At 35.6% G+C, this 22,486-nt stretch carries 21 protein-coding genes; 16 read left to right on the top strand and 5 right to left on the bottom strand.

Going from position 1 to position 22,486, the window contains the following annotated elements:
* The first annotated feature begins 51 nt into the window (after positions 1-51).
* From DRF59_RS15555 to DRF59_RS15535, 5 genes are all read left to right on the top strand, one after another.
* Positions 52-687, top strand: coding sequence for a DUF4241 domain-containing protein (locus tag DRF59_RS15555; RefSeq protein WP_115962161.1), 636 nt, complete (start codon positions 52-54; stop codon positions 685-687).
* Between the two features lie 66 nt (positions 688-753).
* A complete protein-coding gene (locus DRF59_RS15550) occupies positions 754-1,644 on the top strand; it encodes a ribokinase (protein WP_115962158.1) in 891 nt (296 codons plus the stop codon).
* A gap of 87 nt (positions 1,645-1,731) precedes the next feature.
* On the top strand, positions 1,732-2,577 hold the full coding sequence (locus DRF59_RS15545; protein ID WP_115962155.1) for an alpha/beta hydrolase family protein: 846 nt from the start codon (positions 1,732-1,734) through the stop codon (positions 2,575-2,577).
* A complete protein-coding gene (locus DRF59_RS15540; protein WP_115962152.1) occupies positions 2,574-3,218 on the top strand; it encodes an HD domain-containing protein in 645 nt (214 codons plus the stop codon). The genes DRF59_RS15545 and DRF59_RS15540 overlap by 4 nt, the downstream gene beginning before the upstream one ends.
* A 113-nt stretch (positions 3,219-3,331) precedes the next feature.
* On the top strand, positions 3,332-3,853 hold the full coding sequence (locus DRF59_RS15535) for a hypothetical protein (RefSeq protein ID WP_167456686.1): 522 nt from the start codon (positions 3,332-3,334) through the stop codon (positions 3,851-3,853).
* 43 nt (positions 3,854-3,896) lie between these two features.
* Here the strand turns inward: DRF59_RS15535 and DRF59_RS15530 are convergent, their stop codons facing one another.
* The 5 genes from DRF59_RS15530 to DRF59_RS15510 all read right to left on the bottom strand — a co-directional run bounded on the left by DRF59_RS15530 (position 3,897) and on the right by DRF59_RS15510 (position 8,403).
* Complete coding sequence (locus DRF59_RS15530; protein ID WP_115962146.1) at positions 3,897-4,127, bottom strand: hypothetical protein; 231 nt, start codon at positions 4,125-4,127, stop codon at positions 3,897-3,899.
* A 152-nt stretch (positions 4,128-4,279) separates the two neighbouring features.
* Complete coding sequence (locus tag DRF59_RS15525) at positions 4,280-5,170, bottom strand: DUF72 domain-containing protein (protein ID WP_115962143.1); 891 nt, start codon at positions 5,168-5,170, stop codon at positions 4,280-4,282.
* A 159-nt stretch (positions 5,171-5,329) separates the two neighbouring features.
* Complete coding sequence (locus DRF59_RS15520; protein ID WP_115962140.1) at positions 5,330-6,988, bottom strand: ribonucleoside-diphosphate reductase subunit alpha; 1,659 nt, start codon at positions 6,986-6,988, stop codon at positions 5,330-5,332.
* 54 nt (positions 6,989-7,042) lie between these two features.
* Positions 7,043-7,333, bottom strand: a complete 291-nt coding sequence (locus tag DRF59_RS15515; RefSeq protein ID WP_115962137.1) for a hypothetical protein — start codon at positions 7,331-7,333, stop codon at positions 7,043-7,045.
* Positions 7,334-7,428: 95 nt separating this feature from the next.
* A complete protein-coding gene (locus DRF59_RS15510) occupies positions 7,429-8,403 on the bottom strand; it encodes a ribonucleotide-diphosphate reductase subunit beta (RefSeq protein WP_047095854.1) in 975 nt (324 codons plus the stop codon).
* A gap of 424 nt (positions 8,404-8,827) precedes the next feature.
* Between DRF59_RS15510 and DRF59_RS15505 the strand changes: the two genes are divergently transcribed.
* The 11 genes from DRF59_RS15505 (at position 8,828) to DRF59_RS15455 (ending at position 22,480) form a co-directional block, all read left to right on the top strand.
* Entirely contained in the window at positions 8,828-9,517 is a 690-nt protein-coding gene (locus tag DRF59_RS15505; RefSeq protein WP_115962134.1) for an ABC transporter ATP-binding protein, read from the top strand.
* 103 nt (positions 9,518-9,620) lie between these two features.
* Complete coding sequence (locus DRF59_RS15500) at positions 9,621-10,850, top strand: ABC transporter permease (protein WP_115962131.1); 1,230 nt, start codon at positions 9,621-9,623, stop codon at positions 10,848-10,850.
* Between the two features lie 65 nt (positions 10,851-10,915).
* Positions 10,916-12,187: an ABC transporter permease gene (locus DRF59_RS15495; protein WP_115962128.1), complete on the top strand. Its 1,272-nt coding sequence runs from the start codon at positions 10,916-10,918 to the stop codon at positions 12,185-12,187.
* A gap of 63 nt (positions 12,188-12,250) precedes the next feature.
* A complete protein-coding gene (locus DRF59_RS15490) occupies positions 12,251-13,462 on the top strand; it encodes an efflux RND transporter periplasmic adaptor subunit (RefSeq protein WP_185144926.1) in 1,212 nt (403 codons plus the stop codon).
* Between the two features lie 126 nt (positions 13,463-13,588).
* A complete protein-coding gene (locus DRF59_RS15485; protein WP_115962122.1) occupies positions 13,589-15,115 on the top strand; it encodes a glycosyltransferase family 39 protein in 1,527 nt (508 codons plus the stop codon).
* 133 nt (positions 15,116-15,248) lie between these two features.
* On the top strand, positions 15,249-16,154 hold the full coding sequence (locus DRF59_RS15480) for an NAD(P)/FAD-dependent oxidoreductase (RefSeq protein ID WP_115962119.1): 906 nt from the start codon (positions 15,249-15,251) through the stop codon (positions 16,152-16,154).
* A gap of 354 nt (positions 16,155-16,508) precedes the next feature.
* Complete coding sequence (glyA, locus tag DRF59_RS15475) at positions 16,509-17,774, top strand: serine hydroxymethyltransferase (protein ID WP_115962116.1); 1,266 nt, start codon at positions 16,509-16,511, stop codon at positions 17,772-17,774.
* 62 nt (positions 17,775-17,836) lie between these two features.
* On the top strand, positions 17,837-18,304 hold the full coding sequence (locus tag DRF59_RS15470; protein WP_185144925.1) for a regulatory protein RecX: 468 nt from the start codon (positions 17,837-17,839) through the stop codon (positions 18,302-18,304).
* Between the two features lie 376 nt (positions 18,305-18,680).
* Entirely contained in the window at positions 18,681-20,654 is a 1,974-nt protein-coding gene (locus DRF59_RS15465) for a polysaccharide biosynthesis protein (protein ID WP_115962113.1), read from the top strand.
* Between the two features lie 89 nt (positions 20,655-20,743).
* Entirely contained in the window at positions 20,744-21,553 is an 810-nt protein-coding gene (locus DRF59_RS15460; RefSeq protein WP_115962110.1) for a polysaccharide biosynthesis/export family protein, read from the top strand.
* 138 nt (positions 21,554-21,691) lie between these two features.
* Positions 21,692-22,480 carry a polysaccharide biosynthesis/export family protein gene (locus DRF59_RS15455; RefSeq protein ID WP_115962107.1) on the top strand — a complete coding sequence of 263 codons (789 nt, stop codon included), beginning with the start codon at positions 21,692-21,694 and terminating at the stop codon, positions 22,478-22,480.
* Positions 22,481-22,486: the final 6 nt, after the last annotated feature.

Genomic DNA, 22,486 nt, shown 5'->3' with positions numbered 1-22,486 from the left:
GGGTACAGACAGAGAAGTTGTATCCAGCCTGATGGTTTAAAAAGATGAAAAATGACACACATTGAAAACATACAAAAGTTATTTTCAAAAGACTTTGTGGAAAGCCCACTATTAGAAAGTTTTGAAGTTGGGAAAATTTATCTTTCCAGTGGTAAGCTTGTAGCCTGTGATCCTTTGATTACGAATGATATGATGCCTTTTTCTACAGAGTTTCCAAAAGGAAAATTTCCGGTAATAATACATAAAGAAAGAGAAAGTAACTGTGTGGCTTATACGGAAATCATATTCAGTACTTCTGAAATTGATGAATGGAAATTGGCTACTACAGCTGGTCAGAATATCAAAGATCTGGCAGAAGGAGAGGTCTTCGGTTATCCTGTAGAGAGCGGAATGGGCTGTTTTATGGATGCAGATACCCAAAACAGTCTTAATGAATTAGAACAAAAATTATATCGTAACAAAGGAGTGGACTTTATGGGAATCTATGAAGAATTTTTCCATGAATATTTCTTTGATGAAAACGGAGCAATAGATCAGTATGCTTTTTTAAAGCCGTCAGGTGAACTCCCAGGAACTATATTCGCTTTTGAAACCGGTTATGGAGAAGGGTTTTATGCCAGTTACATTGCTTATGATAAAGATCAATTGCCGGTGAAGATAATTACTGAATTTATTGAGATAAGTTAATTAAAATTGGCTATTTTTGAATCAGTAATTTCACAAGATATAAATTGTAAATAAAATTTAAACACAATGAATTTCTCCTCAGAACAACCTAAGATTATTGTTGTAGGCAGCTCATCAATAGATCTGGTCTTAGAAACCGAAAAACTTCCTTTGCCAAATGAAACAGTACTGGCTGTTAATTCAGATAGTTATTTTGGTGGCAAAGGGGCGAATCAGGCAGTGGGAACAGCGCGGCTGGGAGCAAGTGTTTACTTCATCGGTTGCGTGGGAATGGATCCGCTGGGGCAGCAGATCATGAGGAATCTTGTGAGTGAAAATGTAAACGTAGGTTTTGTTCATGAAACAGATAAAGAATCTACAGGAACAGCTTATGTGACCACCTGCGATGGAAATGCCGCTATTGTAGTAGTTCCTGCAGCAAATAAGTATCTGAATAAAGAACATGTAGATGAAGCTGACCGTTATTTTACTACTTCAGACCTTGTGCTTGTTCAGCTTGAGGTTTCTATGGATGTGGTGGAATATACGGTAAAAAAAGCCAAGAGATACGGTAAGAAAGTAGGCCTTTATGCTTCGCCTGCGATGAAGATCAGTAATGATATTATTGAAAATGTGGATTTCATTGTTGCAAAAAGCAGTGAGTTACATGTTATTTTTGGTGAAGAAAAAAGAGAAGAGATCCTTAAGAAATATTTTAATAAAGTTTTTGTAAGGGATGATACAAATTCCACTATTTATTTTGATGGTACTGAAATGAAATATTACAGGAATGATAAAGACAGTACAGTTTATAAAATGGGAATGGGAGATGCCTTTACTTCAGGCTTTGCCGTAGCTCTTTGTCATGGGAATTCTATTGAAGACTGTGTGAAATTTGGAAATGAGGTTTCATCAAGAGTTTCCGGAGGTAAAGGATCGCAAACAGGATTGCCAAGAATATCTGACTTTAATTTTTAAATTATTTAAGGCATATCAAATATTCGAAACTTAATATAAAAATATAAAGAAAATGTCCACTTTTATAGTGGATTTTTTCTTTTTACTATGGAAAAACTAATACTTACCACAGAAGACCATGTTCCTCTTGCTGCTCATCTTTTCATGCCCGAAAAAAGCAATGGAAAACTATTGCTTATTAATTCTGCAACAGGTGTAAAACAGCAGGTGTATTTTTCGTTTGCCCAATATTTTTCAGACCACGGATTTACGGTTATTACTTATGATTATCGCGGTATAGGTTTATCCAAACCTCAAAATATGAGAGGATTTCATGGATCCATGAGATTATGGGGCTCAAAAGATTATAAAGAACTGACCCGATATATCAGGAGGAAATTCCCTGACTATAAGAAATATTGCCTGGGACATTCTGTAGGAGCACTAATTTTAGGAATGAATAAAGATTCTGAAATGTTTGAAGAATTGATTTTTGTAGGTACTCAGAATGCTTTTGTCGGGCATCTTAGAACGAGGACAAAAATTGAAGCTTATCTGGGGTTTGGAATTGTTCAGCCATTAACAACCTCATTATTTGGGTATTTCCCGGCAAATTGGTTCGGACTTGGAGAAAGTCTTCCAAAAAATTGCGCATATGACTGGAGAACCTTAATTTTAAACAGGAAATCAACCAACCGGTTGTTGGAGAAAATTGATGATTATTCCAAAAATTTAAAACAGAAGGTATTTGTAATCCGGGCTGAAGATGATGTGTGGCTTACCGAAAAAGGGGTGCTCAGTTTATTAAATGACACGTATCCTAATCTCAAACCAACATACAGGCTTATACGGACTTCTGAATCCGACAAGAAGGAAATTGGTCATGTTAATTTTTTTAGGAGCTATAATAAAAAACTCTGGAACATAATTTTAAACGAACTGATAGACAGATGAAAAGTACAATTGACAGCACAGTAGAATTTGTAAAGGAAAAATTGAAAGGGGCAGAAGCGGGGCATGACTGGTTTCATATTGAAAGAGTCTGGAAGCTGGCCAGAAAGATAGCAGAAACTGAAGCCTGTAATAAAGAAGTAGTAGAGCTGTCCGCACTTCTTCACGATATAGCTGATCCCAAATTTCACAATGGAGATGAAACAATAGCTCCAAAAATTGCCCGGGAGTTCCTGGAAAAACGCAATGTTTCTGATGAGACGATAGAAAGAGTTCTTTTTATTATTGAGAACATATCATTTAAAAACAGGGATAGCGCTCCTCAAAATCCACCTGTAGAGCTTATGATTGTGCAGGATGCGGACCGTATAGATGCTATTGGAGCAATTGGTATTGCCAGAACTTTTAACTTCGGGGGATTTAAAAATAATCTCATGTATGATCCTCAGAGCAAGCCGGATCTGAATATGTCAAAAGAACAGTATAAAAAATCAAATGGTACTACCATTAATCATTTTTATGAAAAATTATTACTTCTCAAAGATCTGATGAATACAGAAAGTGGAAAAAAATTAGCAGAAGAAAGACATAATTATATGCTTGGTTTTCTTGATCAGTTCTATAAAGAATGGAATGTGGATTAAGACGCTCCTGAAAAATCTGAAATCAGTATCTTTGCAGCATGGTATTTATCATTTTTGTTATCTTTTGGGCTTGTGTGCTTTCTTTGGTTCTTTCCAAGATAAAATCGGGAAGGATGGCAAAATGGGCTAAACTGTTTCGTATCCTGACACTTGTTTTCTCTATTTCAATCTTTGCATATTGGTTTATTAAAAAGAGTGCAGTAGCATTTGTAGATAACTCTGTAGGACTTCAGGTAATCAATAAACTTCCGCAGCCTCTGGACTTCTATCTTATTAATGTTAATAAAATGGAGAATACTACAACGCTGGAGCCTAAGCATATTGGAAAGATCCGCCCGGAATATTATAGAATTGAATACCTGAAAATGGATAAGTCAGACGAATACTGGATTATAGGTTATCTGGGTAAAAAGAATCTGGTGTATTTTTCCCAGCATGCTGTTCCAAATAAAAATATTGATCAGATTGTAGAAGTACAAAATTATATCAACCAGAGTGTAAAGCTTTCCGATGCTGCAAAAAAACAGGTGGATGCCTATAATTACGAAAATACAAAGCTTGGCATCTGGATCACATTGGATTTTCTGCTTTTATTTCTCAATCTGGTATTGATCCTGAGAAAAAATAAATCATAATAAAAGTAACCGGTTCAACGATACCGGTTACTTTTTTATTTTGTTAAGGATAGTCCAGGATTTGCATAATATATTCTTTCAGTTCCTCAGGACATTTTTTAATTAATTTATCTTTATTCTGCTTGCTTATTTGGGCTGGTTTGAGCCATTCACTAAGATTTAAATGCTGGCTGTCATTATCATACTTTCTTTTTATGGTACCATTTTCATAAAATATATATTCATCATCAAGCCAGCCGGTGGCAATACTGATTCTGCAGATTTCATTTTCCATGATTACAAAAGTATACACTATTGTGTGAGATATACTTTTGCTAATGTATAAAATTTTCAGTTAGGATAAAATATTTATTTCATATATTTGGGAAATAAAAAACAGGTGTTAAATTTCGCATATGTTTATAAAGCTGCAAACTGCGGATAGATTTAAAATAAAGAACCCGTGCTTTCTGTAGCCATTTGAGGAATATGAATATCTGTTTTCCATTCCTGATTCATTTTTTTTATGAAATACGCTGATAATAGTGGAGAAGCTTTTTCAATATTCTGGTGAACAAAGAAGTAAAGGTTTTGCAAACCTTCTTTTTTCCATTGTGTTAAATGTTCCAGCCAGTCATCTAACCTTTCATAATCACTTTCTGCGTTAGCTCCTACATAACGGATAAATGCATTCGGAGTCGTAAGCCTCATATGGAGCATGTCTCTTCTTCCCGCAGTATCGACAATTATGTTGGTGATATTATATGCTTCAAAAAGTTCACAGGTTGTATTCAGGATATCATCATTGGTAAACCATTCTGTATTTCGAAGTTCAATTGCCAGGGGAACTTCCTGAGGCCATTCCTTTACAAACTTTTCTAGCCTGTCATAATCTTTTGGTTTAAAGTTATCATGAAGCTGAAGAAATGCCATTCCCAGTTTTTCATCAAAATTGATAATTGCAGAAGCAAAATGTGTCACCGGATCAGTAACATCAATAAGCCTTCTGAAATGAGAAACGGTATTGGTGATTTTAGGGAAAAATTTGAAATTTTCCGGTGTTTTTTCTTTCCAGGTTTTCACCTGGTCAGGAGTGGGCATTCCGTAGAATGTGGCATTCAGTTCAATAGAATTAAACTGTGTGGCATAATAGGTGAGTTCATCTTTTGTTCCCTTGGGATAAAAGCCTTTAAGATCAGTTTTATTCCATTTCGCGCAGCCGATAGAAATGTTTTCCAATCCTTTCTTATTACGATTCAGAATTTCCCTGGTTCTGGAGTGATCCTTTGGAAGTGTAAAATCTATTTTTGAAGGATCTTCTACTTGTCCGAATTTCATATTGAGCGATTTAATGTTTAAAATTAAGCATTTTTTCCCAGCGATATATTAAAAAAGAATTTCAATAGTATATATACCGTTGGATGTAATGCCTGTATTTTGCCACAAAAGCACACCATATGGTGTGCTTTTGTTACTATAGTATGTTTATTATTTGGGCTATGCTTCGCAGCTTGAGCATGTTACAAAGTTCACCATCATTTCTTTTGATACAGATGAGCTTCTTTGATAATAAAGTGTTTTTACCCCTTTCTTCCATGCTTCAATATAAAGATAGTTGACATCTTTTACAGGCATTGTGGAAGGAATCTGAAGGTTCAGAGACTGTGCCTGATCAATATATTGCTGTCTTTGTGCTGCCTGAGAAATAATTTCCATAGGAGAAATTTCTTTAAAGGTTTTGAACACTGCCTTTTCTTCAGGAGTAAGCTCATTAAGATGTTGTACAGAACCGTGGTTCAGCATGATCGTTCTCCAGGTCTCTTCATTATCCAGTCCTTTTTCTTCCAGCAGTTTAGCCAGATATTTATTCTTACGCATAAAGTTTCCTTTAGCCAGACCTGCTTTATAATAGTTGGAAGCAAAAGGCTCAATTCCCGGAGAAGTCTGGCCTAAAATTGCAGAACTTGAAGTAGTAGGAGCAATAGCCATTGTAGTGGTATTTCTCAGTCCATATCCTTTAAGTACTTCTGGCTCTCCATAGATGTTGGCAAGTTCTTTTGAAGCCTGCTCAGCCTGTTCTTTGATATGTCTGAAAGCTCTTGCATTGAACTGGGTCGCCTCAAAGCTTTCAAACGGGATCATATTTTTCTGTAAGTAAGAATGATATCCTAATACTCCTAATCCAAGGGCTCTGTGACGCATTGCAAAATTTCTTGCCCCCTGCAGGTAATAGTTACCTTCAGTTTTATCGATGAATTCTGATAAAACAGCATCAAGGAAATAGATTGCCAGTTTTACGGCATCGGTATCTTTCCATTCATCATAAAGTTCAAGGTTCATTGAAGACAAACAGCAGATGAAAGACTCTTCCATTGTGGAAGGAAGCATAATTTCAGAGCAAAGGTTACTTGCATTAACTGTCATACCCAGATCTTTGTATACCTGTGGTTTATTACGGTTAACATTATCTGTGAAGAAAATGTAAGGAAGCCCTTTTTGCTGGCGGCTTTCCAATACTCTTGCCCAGACTTTACGTTTTTCCATATCACCGTCAATCATATCCTGCATCCAGTAATCCGGTACACATACTCCTGTAAACAGATTCTGAATCGGGCTACCAATATCTTTAATGGATAAAAATTCTTCAATATCTCCATGGTCAATATCAAGGTAAGCAGCAAAAGCTCCTCTTCTTACTCCTCCCTGTGAAACGACATCCATTGCAGTATCAAATAATTTCATGAATGAAACAGCTCCTGAAGATTTTCCGTTGTCAGTTACTGCAGTTCCCCTGTTTCTGAGTTCTCCGAAATATCCTGAAGTACCACCACCAATCTTGGTCTGCATAATTACCTCTCCCATTTTGTGAGTGATCCCTTCAATACTGTCCGGAATATGAACATTGAAACAAGAGATAGGAAGACCTCTTTGTGTTCCCATATTTGCCCATACAGGAGAGGAGAAGCTGATCCATCCTTTTGTGATCATTTCCTTAAACGCCGGCTGAAGCTCCGGCTTGTATAATCTTTTCGCAGCAGCAGTGGTGATTCTGTCGATAGCTCCATCTACCGTTTCACCTTTTAACAGATATCCTCTGTTCAACATCTGCTCAGACTCTTCGTTGAGCCACCATATATTTGAATTTTGCTCTTCCATAGATGTTATATTTTCGAATTCCGGAATGGGATAATCACTCCGGAATTTTGTTTTTTATATTATTGATTGTAAAAATTCTACTTTGTGGGAACCGTTCAGTCCGCTTTCATCTCTTAATCTCTGAAATTCTTTAAAAGACGGAACATTCAAAACCTCATTCTGAACCTCTTCATTAATGTAGTTTGAATAATGTACAAAAGTAACACCATCTTCTTTTACAAAAACCTTATATTCAAAATCAGACTGATCCAGGTTTTTAAAATCATTCAGAAATTTCTGAATATTAGCCTTGTTGGATTGTACAAATTCAGGCGGGACAGTATAACTTACAATTACATTGATCATCTTTTATATTTGTGTTTATGGAGACTAACTGTTATTCTTATTCTGTTACATACCGGATTTGCCTTATATTTGGCTGGCCGGGAATTTTTGAACTTCTAGAATAAATCGTTTGCTGTAATACTCTTATCGTGTTTTGTATAATCAACAGGTCTTTTGGCAAAGAAATCATCCAGTGAATTGGCAAAAACTTCTTCTTCAAACCATACCATTGGCCTGTATTGTTCAGGCGTAATATTGTATCTTGTTTTCATGTTGATTTTCTTCAAACTGTCATCCACACGATATTTCATAAAGTTTAATAAGTCTTCTTTCGAAACATTATCAATTTCTCCCAATTCAAAGATCCAGCTCAGGATATCACCTTCTCTTTCGATGGATTCATCAACAAGTGTATAAATATCTTCTATATCACTGTCTGTTAACAAATCAGGCTGTTCCTCACGAATTTTATTAATCAGGTAAATTCCTGCATTGGCATGGATCTGTTCATCCACAGAAGTCCAGGCAATGATGTTGGATACATTTTTCATGAATCCTTTAAATCTTGTGAAAGAAAGGATGATGGCAAACTGAGAGAAAAGAGAAACGTTTTCTACAAGAATACTGAATAATAATAATGCAGAAACATATTCTTTTGGAGTTGCTGAATTAGCATGTTTTAAGGCATTTCCCAGAAATTCAATTCTGCCTTTTACAGCAGGAATTTCGATTACATTAAGGAATTCATCGTTATATCCTAAAACTTCTAATAAACGGGAATATGCTTCAGAATGACGGAATTCGCATTCTGCAAAAGTAGACCCTAATCCATTGAATTCAGGTTTCGGAAGATGGTTGTATAAATTTCCCCAGAATGTCTTTACAGACACCTCGATCTGTGCAATGGCTAAAAGCGCATTTTTCACAGCATGCTTTTCATGTGGTTCCAACTGCGAATGAAAATCCTGAACATCTGCAGTAAAGTCCACTTCCGAATGTACCCAGAATGATTTATTGATTGCCTCTACAAATTGCAGGACCTCCGGGTATTCAAATGGCTTATAGCTTACTCTTTTATCAAAAATTCCCATATTAAAATATCTTTATAATTAAATAATTCAGATCTATGTGGATAACGTTCAGAATGTATATAACTTTTTGTTTTTCTGTTGGTTGTGAATGGAAGTTATTCACATAAAAGTTTGTGTTTCTGATCAGAATCTAATGACAAAGTTCGAAAAAAAGAACTGATTTTGAAAGGGGTAAATACTAATTGGTTGACTTTTAGCTGTAAAAGTTTTCCACATTTACATGAAACCACGACAAATAATAGGCTAGGAGGGAATATTGGGGATAAATAAAAGGAAAGTTGCAGTTACAGTTAAACAGTTTGTTGTAATGTGTTATGAATAGGTGTTGTATCAATTAAACAAAAAAATATTTGAATAAATTTTCTTTCTTGTAACAATTTGAAAATATCATCTACTTATTGGGTATAAAAACATACATCACTTAATGTTAATAATTCAGGATTTAAATAAGTCATACGATACAGGGAAAAGCAAACTTCATGTTCTCAAAGGAATTAATCTGAATATTTCTGAAGGAGAGTTTGTTTCTATTATGGGAAGTTCCGGTTCCGGAAAATCCACGCTTCTTAATATTATTGGTATTCTGGATGAAAAAGATTCAGGTACTTATGAGTTGGATGGAGTTCCTATCGAACATTTATCTGAAGTAAAGGCTGCGGAATACAGAAGCAGGTTTTTAGGATTTATTTTTCAGTCTTTTAATCTAATCAATTATAAAACAGCTTTGGAAAATGTCGCACTTCCCCTGTATTACCAGAATGTGCCAAGAAAAGAACGGAATCAGAAGGCATTGGAATATCTGGAAAAAGTGGGGCTTGCACAATGGGCTAACCACCTTCCGAGTGAACTTTCCGGAGGACAAAAGCAAAGAGTGGCAATTGCAAGAGCTTTGATCACCGATCCAAAAGTGGTGCTGGCAGATGAACCTACCGGAGCATTGGACTCCAAAACTACTCATGATATTATGAAACTTCTTCAGGATATCAACAATGAAGGAAAAACAATCATTGTTGTAACCCACGAACCTGATGTGGCTGCACAGACCAAAAGAAATGTAGTATTGAAGGACGGGATTATTGAAAGTGATGAGTTTATTAAGCAGATTGTATTATAGGTGAATAGTGAATGGTCATTTTTGCTTCGCAAGTGAATTGATTTTGAAGAAAATTGAGAGTGTAGCTAATTGACTTTTTTTACAAAGTAAAAAGATAAAAAATATGTTTGACCTAGATCGTTGGCAGGAAATATTCAGTTCTATCCGGAGCAATGTACTTCGGACGGTACTTTCAGGGTTTACGGTAGCCTTGGGACTGTTTATTTTCATTGTACTTTTCGGAATTGGAAAAGGACTCCAGAATGCTTTCTCTGAAGGGTTTTCAGGTGATGCCAAAAATCTGATTACCATTACTACAGGAAAAACGACACTGGCTTATAAAGGATTACAGTCAGATCGTACTGTTACGCTAAATAATGATGACTATGACTTTCTTATTAATGCTGATAAGAAGAATGTAGGAGCTTCCAGTCCGAGATATAATGCCAGCTTAATGGTGAAATATGGCAAAGAAAGCGGAACCTACCAGATACATGGAGCAGAACCGGGAGAACAGATCATTGAAAACCGGAAGATGATTGACGGAAGATATATTACTCCGAGAGATCTGGAAGGAAAACAAAATGTTGCTGTTATTGGGAGGATGGTTCAGAGAGACCTGATCAAGAACGGAAGTCCTGTAGGAAAAGAACTGGATATCAACGGAACAATGTTTAAAGTGGTAGGAGTGTTTTCTGATGATGGAGGAGATTGGGATGAAAGACATATCACAGTACCCATTACTACTTTACAGCAGATGAAAAAAGGGTCTGATACAGTGAATATCGCTTATATCTCTTATAGTGATAAACTGACCCCTCAGGAAGCCATTAAATACGGAGATGAGCTTAAAGATAAATTGAAGTCAAGAAAAAATGTATCTCCTGATGATGAAAATGGTGTCCGTGTCTGGAACAATGCCAAAAATATGAATGACACATTCATGTTTATGGCGGTACTTACAGCTATTGTTGGATTTATCGGATTAGGAACATTGCTTGCCGGAATTATCGGGATCAGCAATATCATGGTGTATATCGTAAAAGAAAGAACCAAGGAAATCGGTGTACGAAAGGCTATTGGTGCAAAACCAAGTGGAATTGTAGGTCTGATTGTTCAGGAAAGTGTTGTGATCACAGTGGTATCCGGACTTGTTGGGGTGGGGATAGGTGTTCTGACCTTAAACCTTATCGGTAACAGTCTTGAAGAATTTTTTATTAAAAATCCAAGTGTAGGCTGGGGATCCATTATTATGGCATTCATTGCTCTGATTTTCTCAGGACTGATTGCAGGGTTTGTTCCAGCATACCGAGCTTCGAAGATCAAACCGATAGAAGCATTGAGAACAGAATAATATGTAAACAAAAAAGACAGATCAACAGATTCATAACCCATATTTTTAACTAATAATTCAGAAAGGTGAATATCATATTTAAAAAAGATACTTGGCAGGAGATTTATTATTCATTGAGGAATAATAAACTCCGAACGTTTCTTACCATGATCGGCGTTGGATGGGGAATGTTTTTGTACGTAAGCCTTCTTGGAGCAGCAAAAGGAATGGAGAATGGTTTTGATAAATTATTTTCCGGTTTTGCAACCAATTCAATCTTCCTGTGGGCACAGAAAACGTCCATACCCTATGAAGGGTTTCCTAAAGGAAGAGAAGTTCACCTGAACTTGGCTGATATGGAAATGCTGAAAAGGAAAGTAACTGCTATAGATTATATATCGCCACAGAATGCAAGAGGAAGCTTTACCGGAACACCGGGGGAAGCCATGTCAAGAAACGGAAAGAACGGAACTTATTCGCTTACCGGAGATTACTCTGTAGGAAATAAAATTTCAGAAAAAAAACTGATCTTCGGGCGTTACATTAATGATGCAGATGTCTCAGGGAATAAAAATGTAGTGGTTATAGGAGAAGAGATTTATAAAAACTTCTTTGATTCCAAGAAAAAAGAAAATCCGATAGGAAAATCTATTAATATTAAAGGGTTGTTTTTTAATGTAATCGGGGTTTTTCGTGTAAAAAAAGGAGGCGGATTTGAGAATGACCAAACTGCTTTCATTCCACTTTCCACTTATACGAAAATGTATAATGCAGGAGACCAGATCGACATGTTTGCCATTGTAAGTAAGCCTAATGCTAACGTTAATTCAGTAGAAGAAGATGTTAAGCAGGCTTTAAAAACAAAAAATAAAGTATCCCCTGAAGATACTAATGCTTTCGGAAGTTTCAATCTTGGGAAAGAATTTAAAAAACTTACAGGTTTTCTTACAGGGATGCAGTTACTGACCATTATCGTAGGGACACTGACTATTCTTGCAGGAGTAATTGCCATTTCCAACATTCTTTTGATTACGGTAAAGGAAAGAACCAAAGAGATCGGGATCAGAAGAGCGCTGGGAGCAAAACCTGCCGAAGTGAGAAACCAGATTTTGCTGGAAAGTGTTGTTATTACTCTTTCCTCAGGATTAATAGGCTTTATGTCCGGTATTTTTGTATTGATGATTCTCAATGCAGTCACCCAGGGCCAGGATTCATTTCCATTCTATAATCCGACGGTCAACTATGGAAATGTGTTTGCGGCGATGGCTGTAATGGTGATTCTGGGACTGGTAATCGGGATGATTCCTGCACAGAGAGCGGTGAAGATTAAACCTATTGAAGCATTAAGAACAGAGTAATTAATTAAAAAGCAATCTGCAGAAGCTGATGAGCTAATAAAAATAAAAAAATAAACTATACATATGAAAAAGAAATTCACTTGGAAAAAAGCCATTTATATAGTGTTGGGGCTTTTATTTGCAGTGGCATTGTTCTCGGGGATTGGCTATCTTATAAAATCTAACTCTAAGGAAGGGGAAGCTTTCCTTACCCGCAAGCCTACAGTTCAGAATATGGATGATAAGGTAATGGCAACAGGTAAGATTGTTCCAAAAGAGGAAATTGAAATCAAACCCAATATTGCCGGGATTATAGATAAAATATTAGTAAAAGAAGGAGATAAGGTAGAGGTAGGGCAGCTGATTGCCACAGTAAAGATTGTTCCAAGCATCTCCGAGGTAAATGCTGCTCAGCAGGAGGTTCAGAATGCGCAGATTCAGATCAGCAACGCTCAGATGAATGTAGGAAATATGCAGAAGCAATTTGAAATGCAGGAAAAGCTTTATAAGCAGGGTGTGGCATCCAAACAGGAGTTTCTTAATTCTCAGCAGCAGCTGTTCTCTCAACAGCAGACTTTGAAAAATGCCCAGCAGCAATTGAATACGGCTCAGAAAAGATTGCAGATCGCTAAAACAGGAGCTACTCCTGAGCTTAAAGGACAAGGTTTAGCAACAACAGAGATCCGTTCCAAGGCTTCAGGAACAGTGCTTGAAGTTCCTGTAAAAGCAGGAAGCCAGGTGATTGAAGCCAATAACTTCAATGCGGGAACAACGATATGTTCGGTTGCAGATTTGAATGTTCTGATCTTTAAAGGAGAAATTGATGAAGCTCAGGCCGGTAAATTAAGTGAAGGTATGGATATGAATATTGTGATCGGGGCATTACAGAATAAAACTTTCCCGGGAAAACTGACCATGATTGCTCCTAAAGGAAAGGATAATGCAGGGACCATTAAATTTCCGGTAGAAGGTAATGTAACCAATCCTAATAATGAATATATAAGAGCGGGTTTCTCTGCAAACGGAGAAATTGTACTGAGTTCTCAAAAGAATGCTTTACTGCTGGATGAATCTTTGGTACAATATGAAAAGAAACAAGGAAAAGATATTCCTTTTGTTGAAGTTAAGCAAAAAGACGGGAAATTTAAGAAAGTATATGTAAAGCTTGGAGCCAGCGATGGGATCAATGTTCAGATTCTTCCGGGATCAAATATTACAAAAGATTCTGAAGTAAAAGTTTGGAACCCGTCCGATAAAGACAAGGAAGAGCTGAAAGAAAAGGCTGATAAAAAATAATAAACACACTATAAATTTTAAACGTACTCCCGGAGGAATTCTTTTTCTCCGGGATTTTTGTTTTATAAAAGATAAATATGTAACAGCAGTTTAAAATGTCTTAATTTTAATTCCAAACTGTATTTCATGAAAAAAGACTATTGGGTTCTGTTTCTTTTTATCATTGCAAAGTTTTTTCTCCAATACTCCCTGATAAGTCCTGAGTATGAACTTCACAGGGATGAATATCTGCATCTTGACCAGGCGAATCATCTTGCATGGGGATATCTTTCTGTTCCGCCTGTCAATTCCTGGATAGCCTGGATAATTAAAATGTTGGGCAACTCCGTATTCTGGGTTAAATTTTTTCCGGCCCTTTTTGGAGCTTTGACAATTGCATTGACCTGGGAAGTCGTTGAAGAGCTCAATGGAACTCTTTTTGCCAAAGTGCTTGCATCTCTGGGGATGCTATTTTCAGTGCTTCTCCGTATAAATATGTTATTCCAGCCGACATCCCTGGAAATTTTTCTATGGTTATTTCTTTATTATAGTCTGATTAAGTATTTTAATTCGGAGAAAGTGAAATGGCTGTATATAGGGGCTGTTATTTTTGGAATTGGAATATTGAACAAATATAATATCGCTTTTGCAGTATTAGGGCTTATTCCGGCATTTCTGTTAACTGCGCAAAGGAAAATTTTTATGCAGTCCCATGTATATTGGGCAGCGCTTTTAGTTTTAATTATTGTTTTTCCCAATCTTTTATGGCAGTATCAGAATCATTTTCCGATCATTCATCATATGAAAGAGCTTTCTGAAAAACAGCTTGTACATGTAGACCGGATGGACTTTTTGAAATCTCAGGTCCTCTTTTTCTTAGGCGTTATTTTTGTTATTATTGCGGGTTTGGGAGCGTTGCTCCTGTATAGGCCTTTTGAGAAATTCAGGTTTTTCTTCTGGAGTTGTATCATCACAATCACTCTGTTTTTATTCTTTAAAGCAAAAGACTATTATGCTATAGGGTTGTATCCTCTTTATATTGCTTTTGGTTCTGTTTTTCTTGGATATTTATTTGGGAAAGGCTGGGGGAGATTTTTGAAACCGATCAGTATTCTCATTCCCGTACTTTTATTTCTTCCTTTATACAATACGGCCTTTCCGAACAAAAGTCCTGAATATATTGTGTCTCATCAGGATCAATATAAAAAGTTCGGACTGCTTCGCTGGGAAGATGGAAAAGATCATCCCCTGCCGCAGGATTTTGCCGATATGCAGGGCTGGAAAGAATTGGCACAAAAAGTAGATAAAGAATATTCCGAACTGTCAAAAACCGGAAATACAATGGTCCTATGTGACAATTACGGACAGACCGGAGCAATTAACTATTATTCAAAGAAAGGAATAAAAGCGGTTTCGTTTAATGCTGATTACATCAATTGGATAGATTTAAGTAAGAAATATAAAAATGTCATCAGGATCAAAGATGCCTCTGAAGCAGGAAAAGAACTTAAAGAGTCAGGGGCTTTTTTTGAAGTTGCAAAATTAAAGGATTCCGTTACTAATCCGTATGCGAGGGAAAAAGGAACAGCAATTTTTAGCCTTCAGAGGGCAAAAATAAATGTGAATAAAAGAATTCAGGATGAAATTACTGAAGTTAAAAATAGATGGAAATAGGTTTTTCAATAGGATGGGAATGATAATTTTTTTTACAGAGAAAATAAATAAATAAAAATATTATTGCAACATTGTTGCATTTTAAAAATTTCTTTTACCTTTGCTACATCAACGATTACTTATCAACTGAACTATGGAAAATAAAAACTTTGATGTTATCATAATAGGCGGGAGCTATTCCGGATTATCTGCAGGAATGTCTCTGGGAAGATCTTTAAGAAATGTTTTAATTATTGACAATGGAAAACCTTGCAACAGACAGACTCCGCATTCTCATAACTTTATTACTCATGATGGGAAAACACCATCAGAAATTTCACAACTGGCAAAAAAAGATGTTGAAAAATATAATACAGTTCATTTTTATAATGGAACCGTAGTGAAAACACAAAAGGCTGCTGAAGGTTTTAAAATTGAAACTTCATCTGGTAAAAAATTCAATTCTAAAAAACTTATTATTGCTTCCGGAGTGAAGGATATAATGCCTGATATCCCCGGATTTGCAGAATGCTGGGGAATCTCTGTTATACATTGCCCATACTGTCATGGTTATGAAGTAAAAAATGAAGCCACAGGAATTCTTTCCAACGGAGATATGGCTTACGAATTTTCAAAACTGATTTTAAATCTGACAAAAAACCTTACCTTGTTTACGAATGGAAAGGCTTCCTTTACTGATGGACAAATTGAAAAACTGAATCAGAATAAGATTAAGCTTAATGAAGATGAAATTGAAAAAATAGAACATGATAACGGTTTCATTCAAAAAATCATTTTCAAGAACGGGAAAGAAATTCCTTTACAGGCTTTGTATGCTAAAATTCCTTTTGAACAAAATATAAATGTATCTGCTGATCTGGGATGTGAACTGACAGAGCAGGGATTTATTAAAGTGGATATGATGCAGAAAACAAATATTCCCGGAGTATTTGCCTGTGGAGATAATGTAACCATGATGCGGTCTGTAGCCAATGCGGTTGCACAAGGAAATTTTGCAGGAGCCATAGTGAATAAGGAACTTTCAGATGAAGAATTTTAATACCTCCCATTTAACTTTATAAACCACAAAAGTCACAAATTTTCATTTAAAAATACTTTAGTCCACTTTAAGTAAGCTTTAGAATGATTCCGGAGAAAAGTTCACGTAAGATGAAAATTAAAGTTTTTTATAAAAATTAGGTGTACTTATGCATAAATATATGTGCTAGGAACTTAAGTGTTTAAACTTGTGTGTCTTTATGTTTAAAATAATCAATCCGAAAGTTCAGGCGACTTCAATATATAAAGGAGACATATTTTCATTTTTGAGTGTTTAAAAATCATTTTTTCAATAGAGAAATCTCAATGGAAATTCCGTACATTTGGGGTGAAAAATTTCAAAACTAAAAGTAAAATGGATATTATTTTCGACCTGATTGAAAAGGAAAGACAAAGACAAACTCACGGATTAGAGCTGATTGCTTCAGAAAATTTTGTTTCTGAAAATGTGATGAAAGCAATGGGAAGTGTACTGACAAATAAATATGCTGAAGGATATCCCGGAAAAAGATATTACGGAGGATGTGAAGTAGTAGATGAGGTTGAAACTTTAGCGATTAACAGGGCTAAAGAGCTTTTTGGAGTAGATTATGTAAACGTTCAGCCGCATTCAGGTTCTCAGGCGAATGCAGCCATTTATCTTGCCGTTTTGAAGCCTGGTGATAAAATTATGGGTATGGACCTTTCCATGGGAGGACACCTTACTCATGGTTCTGCAGTAAATTTTTCCGGTATTCAATATAATGTAGTTTCTTATGGTGTTCAGCAGGAAACTGGTCTTATTGACTATGACCAGATGAGAGAAGTAGCGTTGAGAGAAAAGCCAAAAATGCTTATTGCCGGTTTCTCTGCTTATTCAAGAGATTTGGATTATGCTAAATTCAGAGAAGTTGCAGATGAAGTTGGAGCTACACTTTGGGCAGATATTGCTCACCCGGCTGGTTTAGTAGCAAAAGGATTATTAAATTCTCCATTTGAACATTGTCATGTAGTAACTACCACTACGCACAAAACTTTAAGAGGACCAAGAGGAGGAATGATCATGATGGGGAAAGATTTTGAAAATACATACGGTCATAAAACTCCGAAAGGAGAAATCAAAATGATGAGCCAGGTATTGGATGGTGCAGTGTTTCCGGGAATTCAGGGAGGACCACTAGAGCATGTAATCGCTGGTAAAGCCGTTGCCTTCGGTGAAGCTTTGGATGTTCAGTTCGAAACTTATGCAAAACAGGTTAAAGCAAATGCTCAGGCATTATCAAAAGCGATGATCAACAGAGGATTTGATATTGTAAGTGGAGGTACGGATAATCACCTGATGCTGGTAGACCTTAGAAATAAAGGTGTGAATGGTAAAGAAACAGAAAAAGCACTGGTACTTGCTGACATTACCTGTAACAAAAATATGGTTCCTTTTGATGATAAATCACCATTTACTACATCTGGTATCAGATTGGGAACTGCAGCTATTACAACAAGAGGATTAAAAGAAAATGATATGGATACTATTGCAGGATTAATTTCTGAAGTGGTAGATAATATCAAAAATGAAGAAGTTCTTGGATCTGTAAGAAAGAAAGTTAACGAATTAATGGAAGGTAAAGCTCTGTTCAATTACTAACAGGTACTCCAATATTATATAAAGAATGGGCAGATTGCTCATTCTTTTTTTATTCAAATCAAATGGAAAAGAAATCTTATACTTTCGAAGAAATTAAGCAGAAACTGGTCAATTACTGTGTTTATCAGGACCGCTGTCACGCTGAGGTGGAGCAGAAGATGAAAGAGTTCCTGCTTATTGATGAAGCAAGGGAAGAAATTATTCTATACCTCCTGAAAGAAAATTTTTTGAATGAAGAGCGGTTCACAAGAAGTTACATCAGGGGTAAATTTTATATTAAGCATTGGGGTAAAAATAAAATCAGAATGAACCTGAAGCAAAAGCAGATTTCTGAAAAAATGATTACTATATGTTTGGATGAAATTGATGAAGATGATTATAGAAAAACGATTGCAAGGATTTATGATGATTATATTTCCCGGCAAAAAGGGCTTCAGGAATATCAGAAAAAGTCGAAAACAATAAAATATTTAATGAGCAGGGGATTTGAGTATGAATTTATATTGGATACCATAGAAAATTATAAATGAATTTTCATGAGTCAATTATTGTTTAAGATTGAATAATGGTTAAATTTTATTTTTAAAATTATAATACTTTTATTTGTAATATCTTACATTATTCCATTAAAAAAAAATTAAAATTTAATTGCACGAATTAGTAAAATGGCATGAAAAATGCATTGCTTACAAATATTTCTCTTTTTGGGACTTATATGTGAAAAAAATGATTGTATCGTATAAATTACGTAAAAAATGTTGATTATTATACGCGATTGTTATAACTATGGTAATTGATATATTTCCCTTATATGGAATAATATCTATAAAAAAAGAAATTAAACACCAGTTAAAATATGAATATTATCCATTACCTTTGCCACGCAAATAAATCACTTAATGCTGAATGAAAAAGTTGCGCGATGCTTTTAATGCACTTTACAATGGAGACAATATTGTAAAGATTACGAAATTAAGATATATACCAAGATGGTTGGTTATTATCATAGACATTTTAATTATTTTATTTTCCATTTTCCTTTCCCGGTTATTCTTGCAAAATTTATCTGTTGAAGTTAATTTTCCAGAATATGCCATGCAGAAAAGATTAATTCTGATCGTAACCAATGTTCTGTTTATGTATGTTTTTAAAACGTATGCCGGAATTATCAGACATTCAACTTTTTTTGATTTTTTCAAAATCATCCTGGCATCCGGAAGTACTCTTGTTTCGCTTTTAATAGTAAACTATATTACCGAAATTGCGTTAGGTAAGTCTTTGTTTCTTTATCCTAACCTGTTTTTGTATTTCCTTATTTCTGTTTCCATTATGTTCTTTTTCAGAATGGTTACGAAACAGTTTTTTAGCATCCTTGTAGATATTCAGGGCTCATCTAAAGTGAGGGTAGCGGTTGTGGGTGTAGGTGAAGCATCTGTAGCTCTTGCAAGAGCAATTATGCATAACCCTAATTATCCTTACCGTCTGGAAGGATTCCTTACCGGAAGATCTGATTCGAACCGGGCATTGTTATTAGGATATAAAATCTATAATAAAAATCAGTTCTTTATAAATGAAAGTCTGGTAAAAAAATTTGATGCTGTCCTTCTTATCAAAGAGATCATGACAAAACAGGAGATTGAAGAGTGGATGACGCTCGCTCTTGATAAAGGATTAAGGGTTTTGAAGGCTCCTACTCTTAGTAAAATGAGAGATAGTGATCTTGTGGGAGGGATTAGTCAGCTTCAGATCGAAGATTTATTGAACCGTAAGCCTATTAAAATAGAAAGTGAGGAGGTAAAGAAAAGACATTTCGAAAAAAATGTATTGGTAACCGGAGGAGCAGGATCTATTGGTAGTGAAATTGTAAGACAGGTAGCCCAATTTAATCCTTCTCTGATTGTAGTGCTTGATCAGGCAGAATCCCCTTTGTATGAGCTTGAGCTTGAACTTTTGGAGAAATTTCCGGAACAAAGATTTAAATTTATACTGGCAGATATTTCCAATAATTACAGGCTTGAAAAAGTTTTTGAAGAACATCAGTTTTCGATGGTTTATCATGCAGCTGCCTATAAACATGTGCCATTAATAGAAGAGAATCCCCACGAGGCTATTTTTGTGAATATTCTGGGAACCAAAAATCTTGCTTTATTATCTAAAAAACATAAAGTTAACAGGTTTGTTATGGTTTCTACTGATAAAGCTGTAAACCCAACAAATGTTATGGGAGCTTCTAAAAGAGCTGCTGAACTGTTTGTTCAATCTTTGCAAAATATTCCCGGAAACACTACGAAGTTTATTACCACGCGTTTTGGAAATGTACTGGGATCAAATGGTTCGGTAATTCCTCATTTCAGGAAACAAATTGAAAAGGGTGGTCCGGTAACCATTACCCATCCTGATATTATCCGGTATTTCATGACCATTCCTGAAGCTTGTGAACTGGTTCTTCAGGCCGGTACTATGGGAAATGGAGGTGAGATCTATGTATTTGATATGGGAGAACCTGTTAAGATCCTGGATCTGGCAAGAAGAATGATCAAACTGTCAGGTTATACTCCTGATGAAGATATTAAAATTACATTTATTGGACTAAGGCCGGGAGAAAAGTTATATGAAGAGCTTCTGAGTAATAATACAGTAACAATCCCGACCCATCATGAAAAAATTCTGATATCAAAGGATCCTTCTGCTGAATTTGACCAGATAGATACGCTAAGTAAGCAAATTGTTCTGGCTGCAGTAAAAAGAGATAAGTTACAGGTTGTTAGAATACTTAAAACTATTGTTCCTGAATTTATCAGTAATAATTCTGAATTTGAAGTGTTGGATAGAGGGGTGGCTTTAGATAAGGAAATTATTGAGGATCATCCGATCCTTTAAAAAATTCGGGTGGAAAGTTTTATTTAGTATGATTAAAAATCAATTTTCCCTTAAAATAATTATCCTATTTTTGTGAAAAAATATCAAAAATGAGTTTGAAGCATTTCATTTACGGGGCTACGAGTATTGTTTTATTTTCCTGCACACCAAGACAGGAAATTAATTATATGAAAGATATTGACAGCATAGCTCTGGAGAATTCAATTAAAAACAGCAGGGTGGATTTTCAGCCCGGAGATCAGCTGATTATTTCTGTTTCTGCAAAAGATATGGAAGTAGTAAAGCTTTTTAATCAGAATTATTCTTCAAACAGTAATATTGCAGCTCAATATTCATTACCAAGCACTAATAATCTTCCACAATCTGTCCCTGCGGGAGGACCAACGTACACAGTAGATACAAACGGAGATATTATTTTTCCCCAAATCGGACAGATCAGTACTAAAAATGAAAATATCGAAACGCTGAGAGCTAAATTAACAGGTTTACTTAAAGAATATGTAAAAGATCCAATAGTAGATATTAAGCTTATTAACTTTAAAGTGTCTGTATTGGGTGAAGTTGCCAAGCCCGGAACTTATATTGTTCCTGATGGAAGTACAACGCTTTTGGGGGCTTTAGGATTAGCCGGTGACCTTACTGCTTATGGTGTAAGAAATAATGTATTGGTAGTCCGGAATATAGACGGGCAGATCAGTAAAGAAAGAATAGATCTTACCAGTGCTAATTTTATCAACTCGCCATACTATTACCTGAAGCAGAATGATGTTGTTTACGTGCAGCCTAATGCAGTGAGGGAAAAAGCATCCAGAGTAGATCCTAATACCGGATTGTATATATCAGTTGCTTCAGTAATAGCTTCAATCACAGTAGGGATTTTGGCTTTGATAAAGAATTAAAAATATTTAACTAAATTAAAATTATCCAGATAAAGGGTTGTTAAAGCCGGACAATAAACACAAATAGTGTAATACATTAATTCAATTCTATCATTTACTGATAGAAAATGTATTTACATTAGATATTTAATTAAAATCATGAACAAAACTATTATTACGTATCTTTTACTGCTATCCATTGTTCTCTTATCCTGTAAGCCTAAGCAGAATATGGTATATATGTCACAGCATAATATGGAAGAAGAAGTAGCGAAAGCTAAATTTCAGGGATTACATATTCAGGAAGGTGACATTTTATTAATTCTTGTTTCAGCATTGGATGAAGCAGCAGTAAAACCCTTTAATTTGAATACAGCAAACCGTGTGGGTAGTGAAGCCCCTAATGGGGTTAATCAATATGTACAGCCTAGTGAATATATGGTGAATGAAGAAGGATATATCAATTTTCCGGTGTTGGGTAATGTATATGTTAAGGGAATGACACAAGTTCAATTGAAAGAAGATCTTGAATCCCGCCTGAAAAGATATCTTAAAGATCCCTTGGTGACGACGACTCTAAAGAATTTTAATGTGAGTGTTTTAGGAGAAGTAAAAGCTCCCGGGCAAAAAGAAAGTACGACGCAAAAGCTTAATATTTTTCAAGCATTGAGTTTGGCAGGAGACATGACTGATTTTGGAGATCGTACAAAGGTAAAACTTATCCGTACTGCAGAAAATGGTGAGGATCAGGTTGTTAATTTAGATCTGTCAAGATCAGATATTGTGAATTCCCCGTATTATTATATGAAACAGAATGATGTACTTTATGTAGAACCAGATAAAAATAAGCAGGTTCAGGCTAATTCCAACCCTAACCGGGCTCTAACTTTCCAGATTATTGCATCTGCATTGGGAGTTGCCACTCTTATTATTTCCTTAACCCGATAATTTAAG

Source organism: Chryseobacterium flavum, assembly GCF_003385595.1.
Lineage (GTDB): Bacteria > Bacteroidota > Bacteroidia > Flavobacteriales > Weeksellaceae > Chryseobacterium > Chryseobacterium flavum.
The sequence above is the reverse complement of the archived record's forward strand: the minus strand, read 5'-3'. Positions and strand labels throughout refer to the sequence as shown.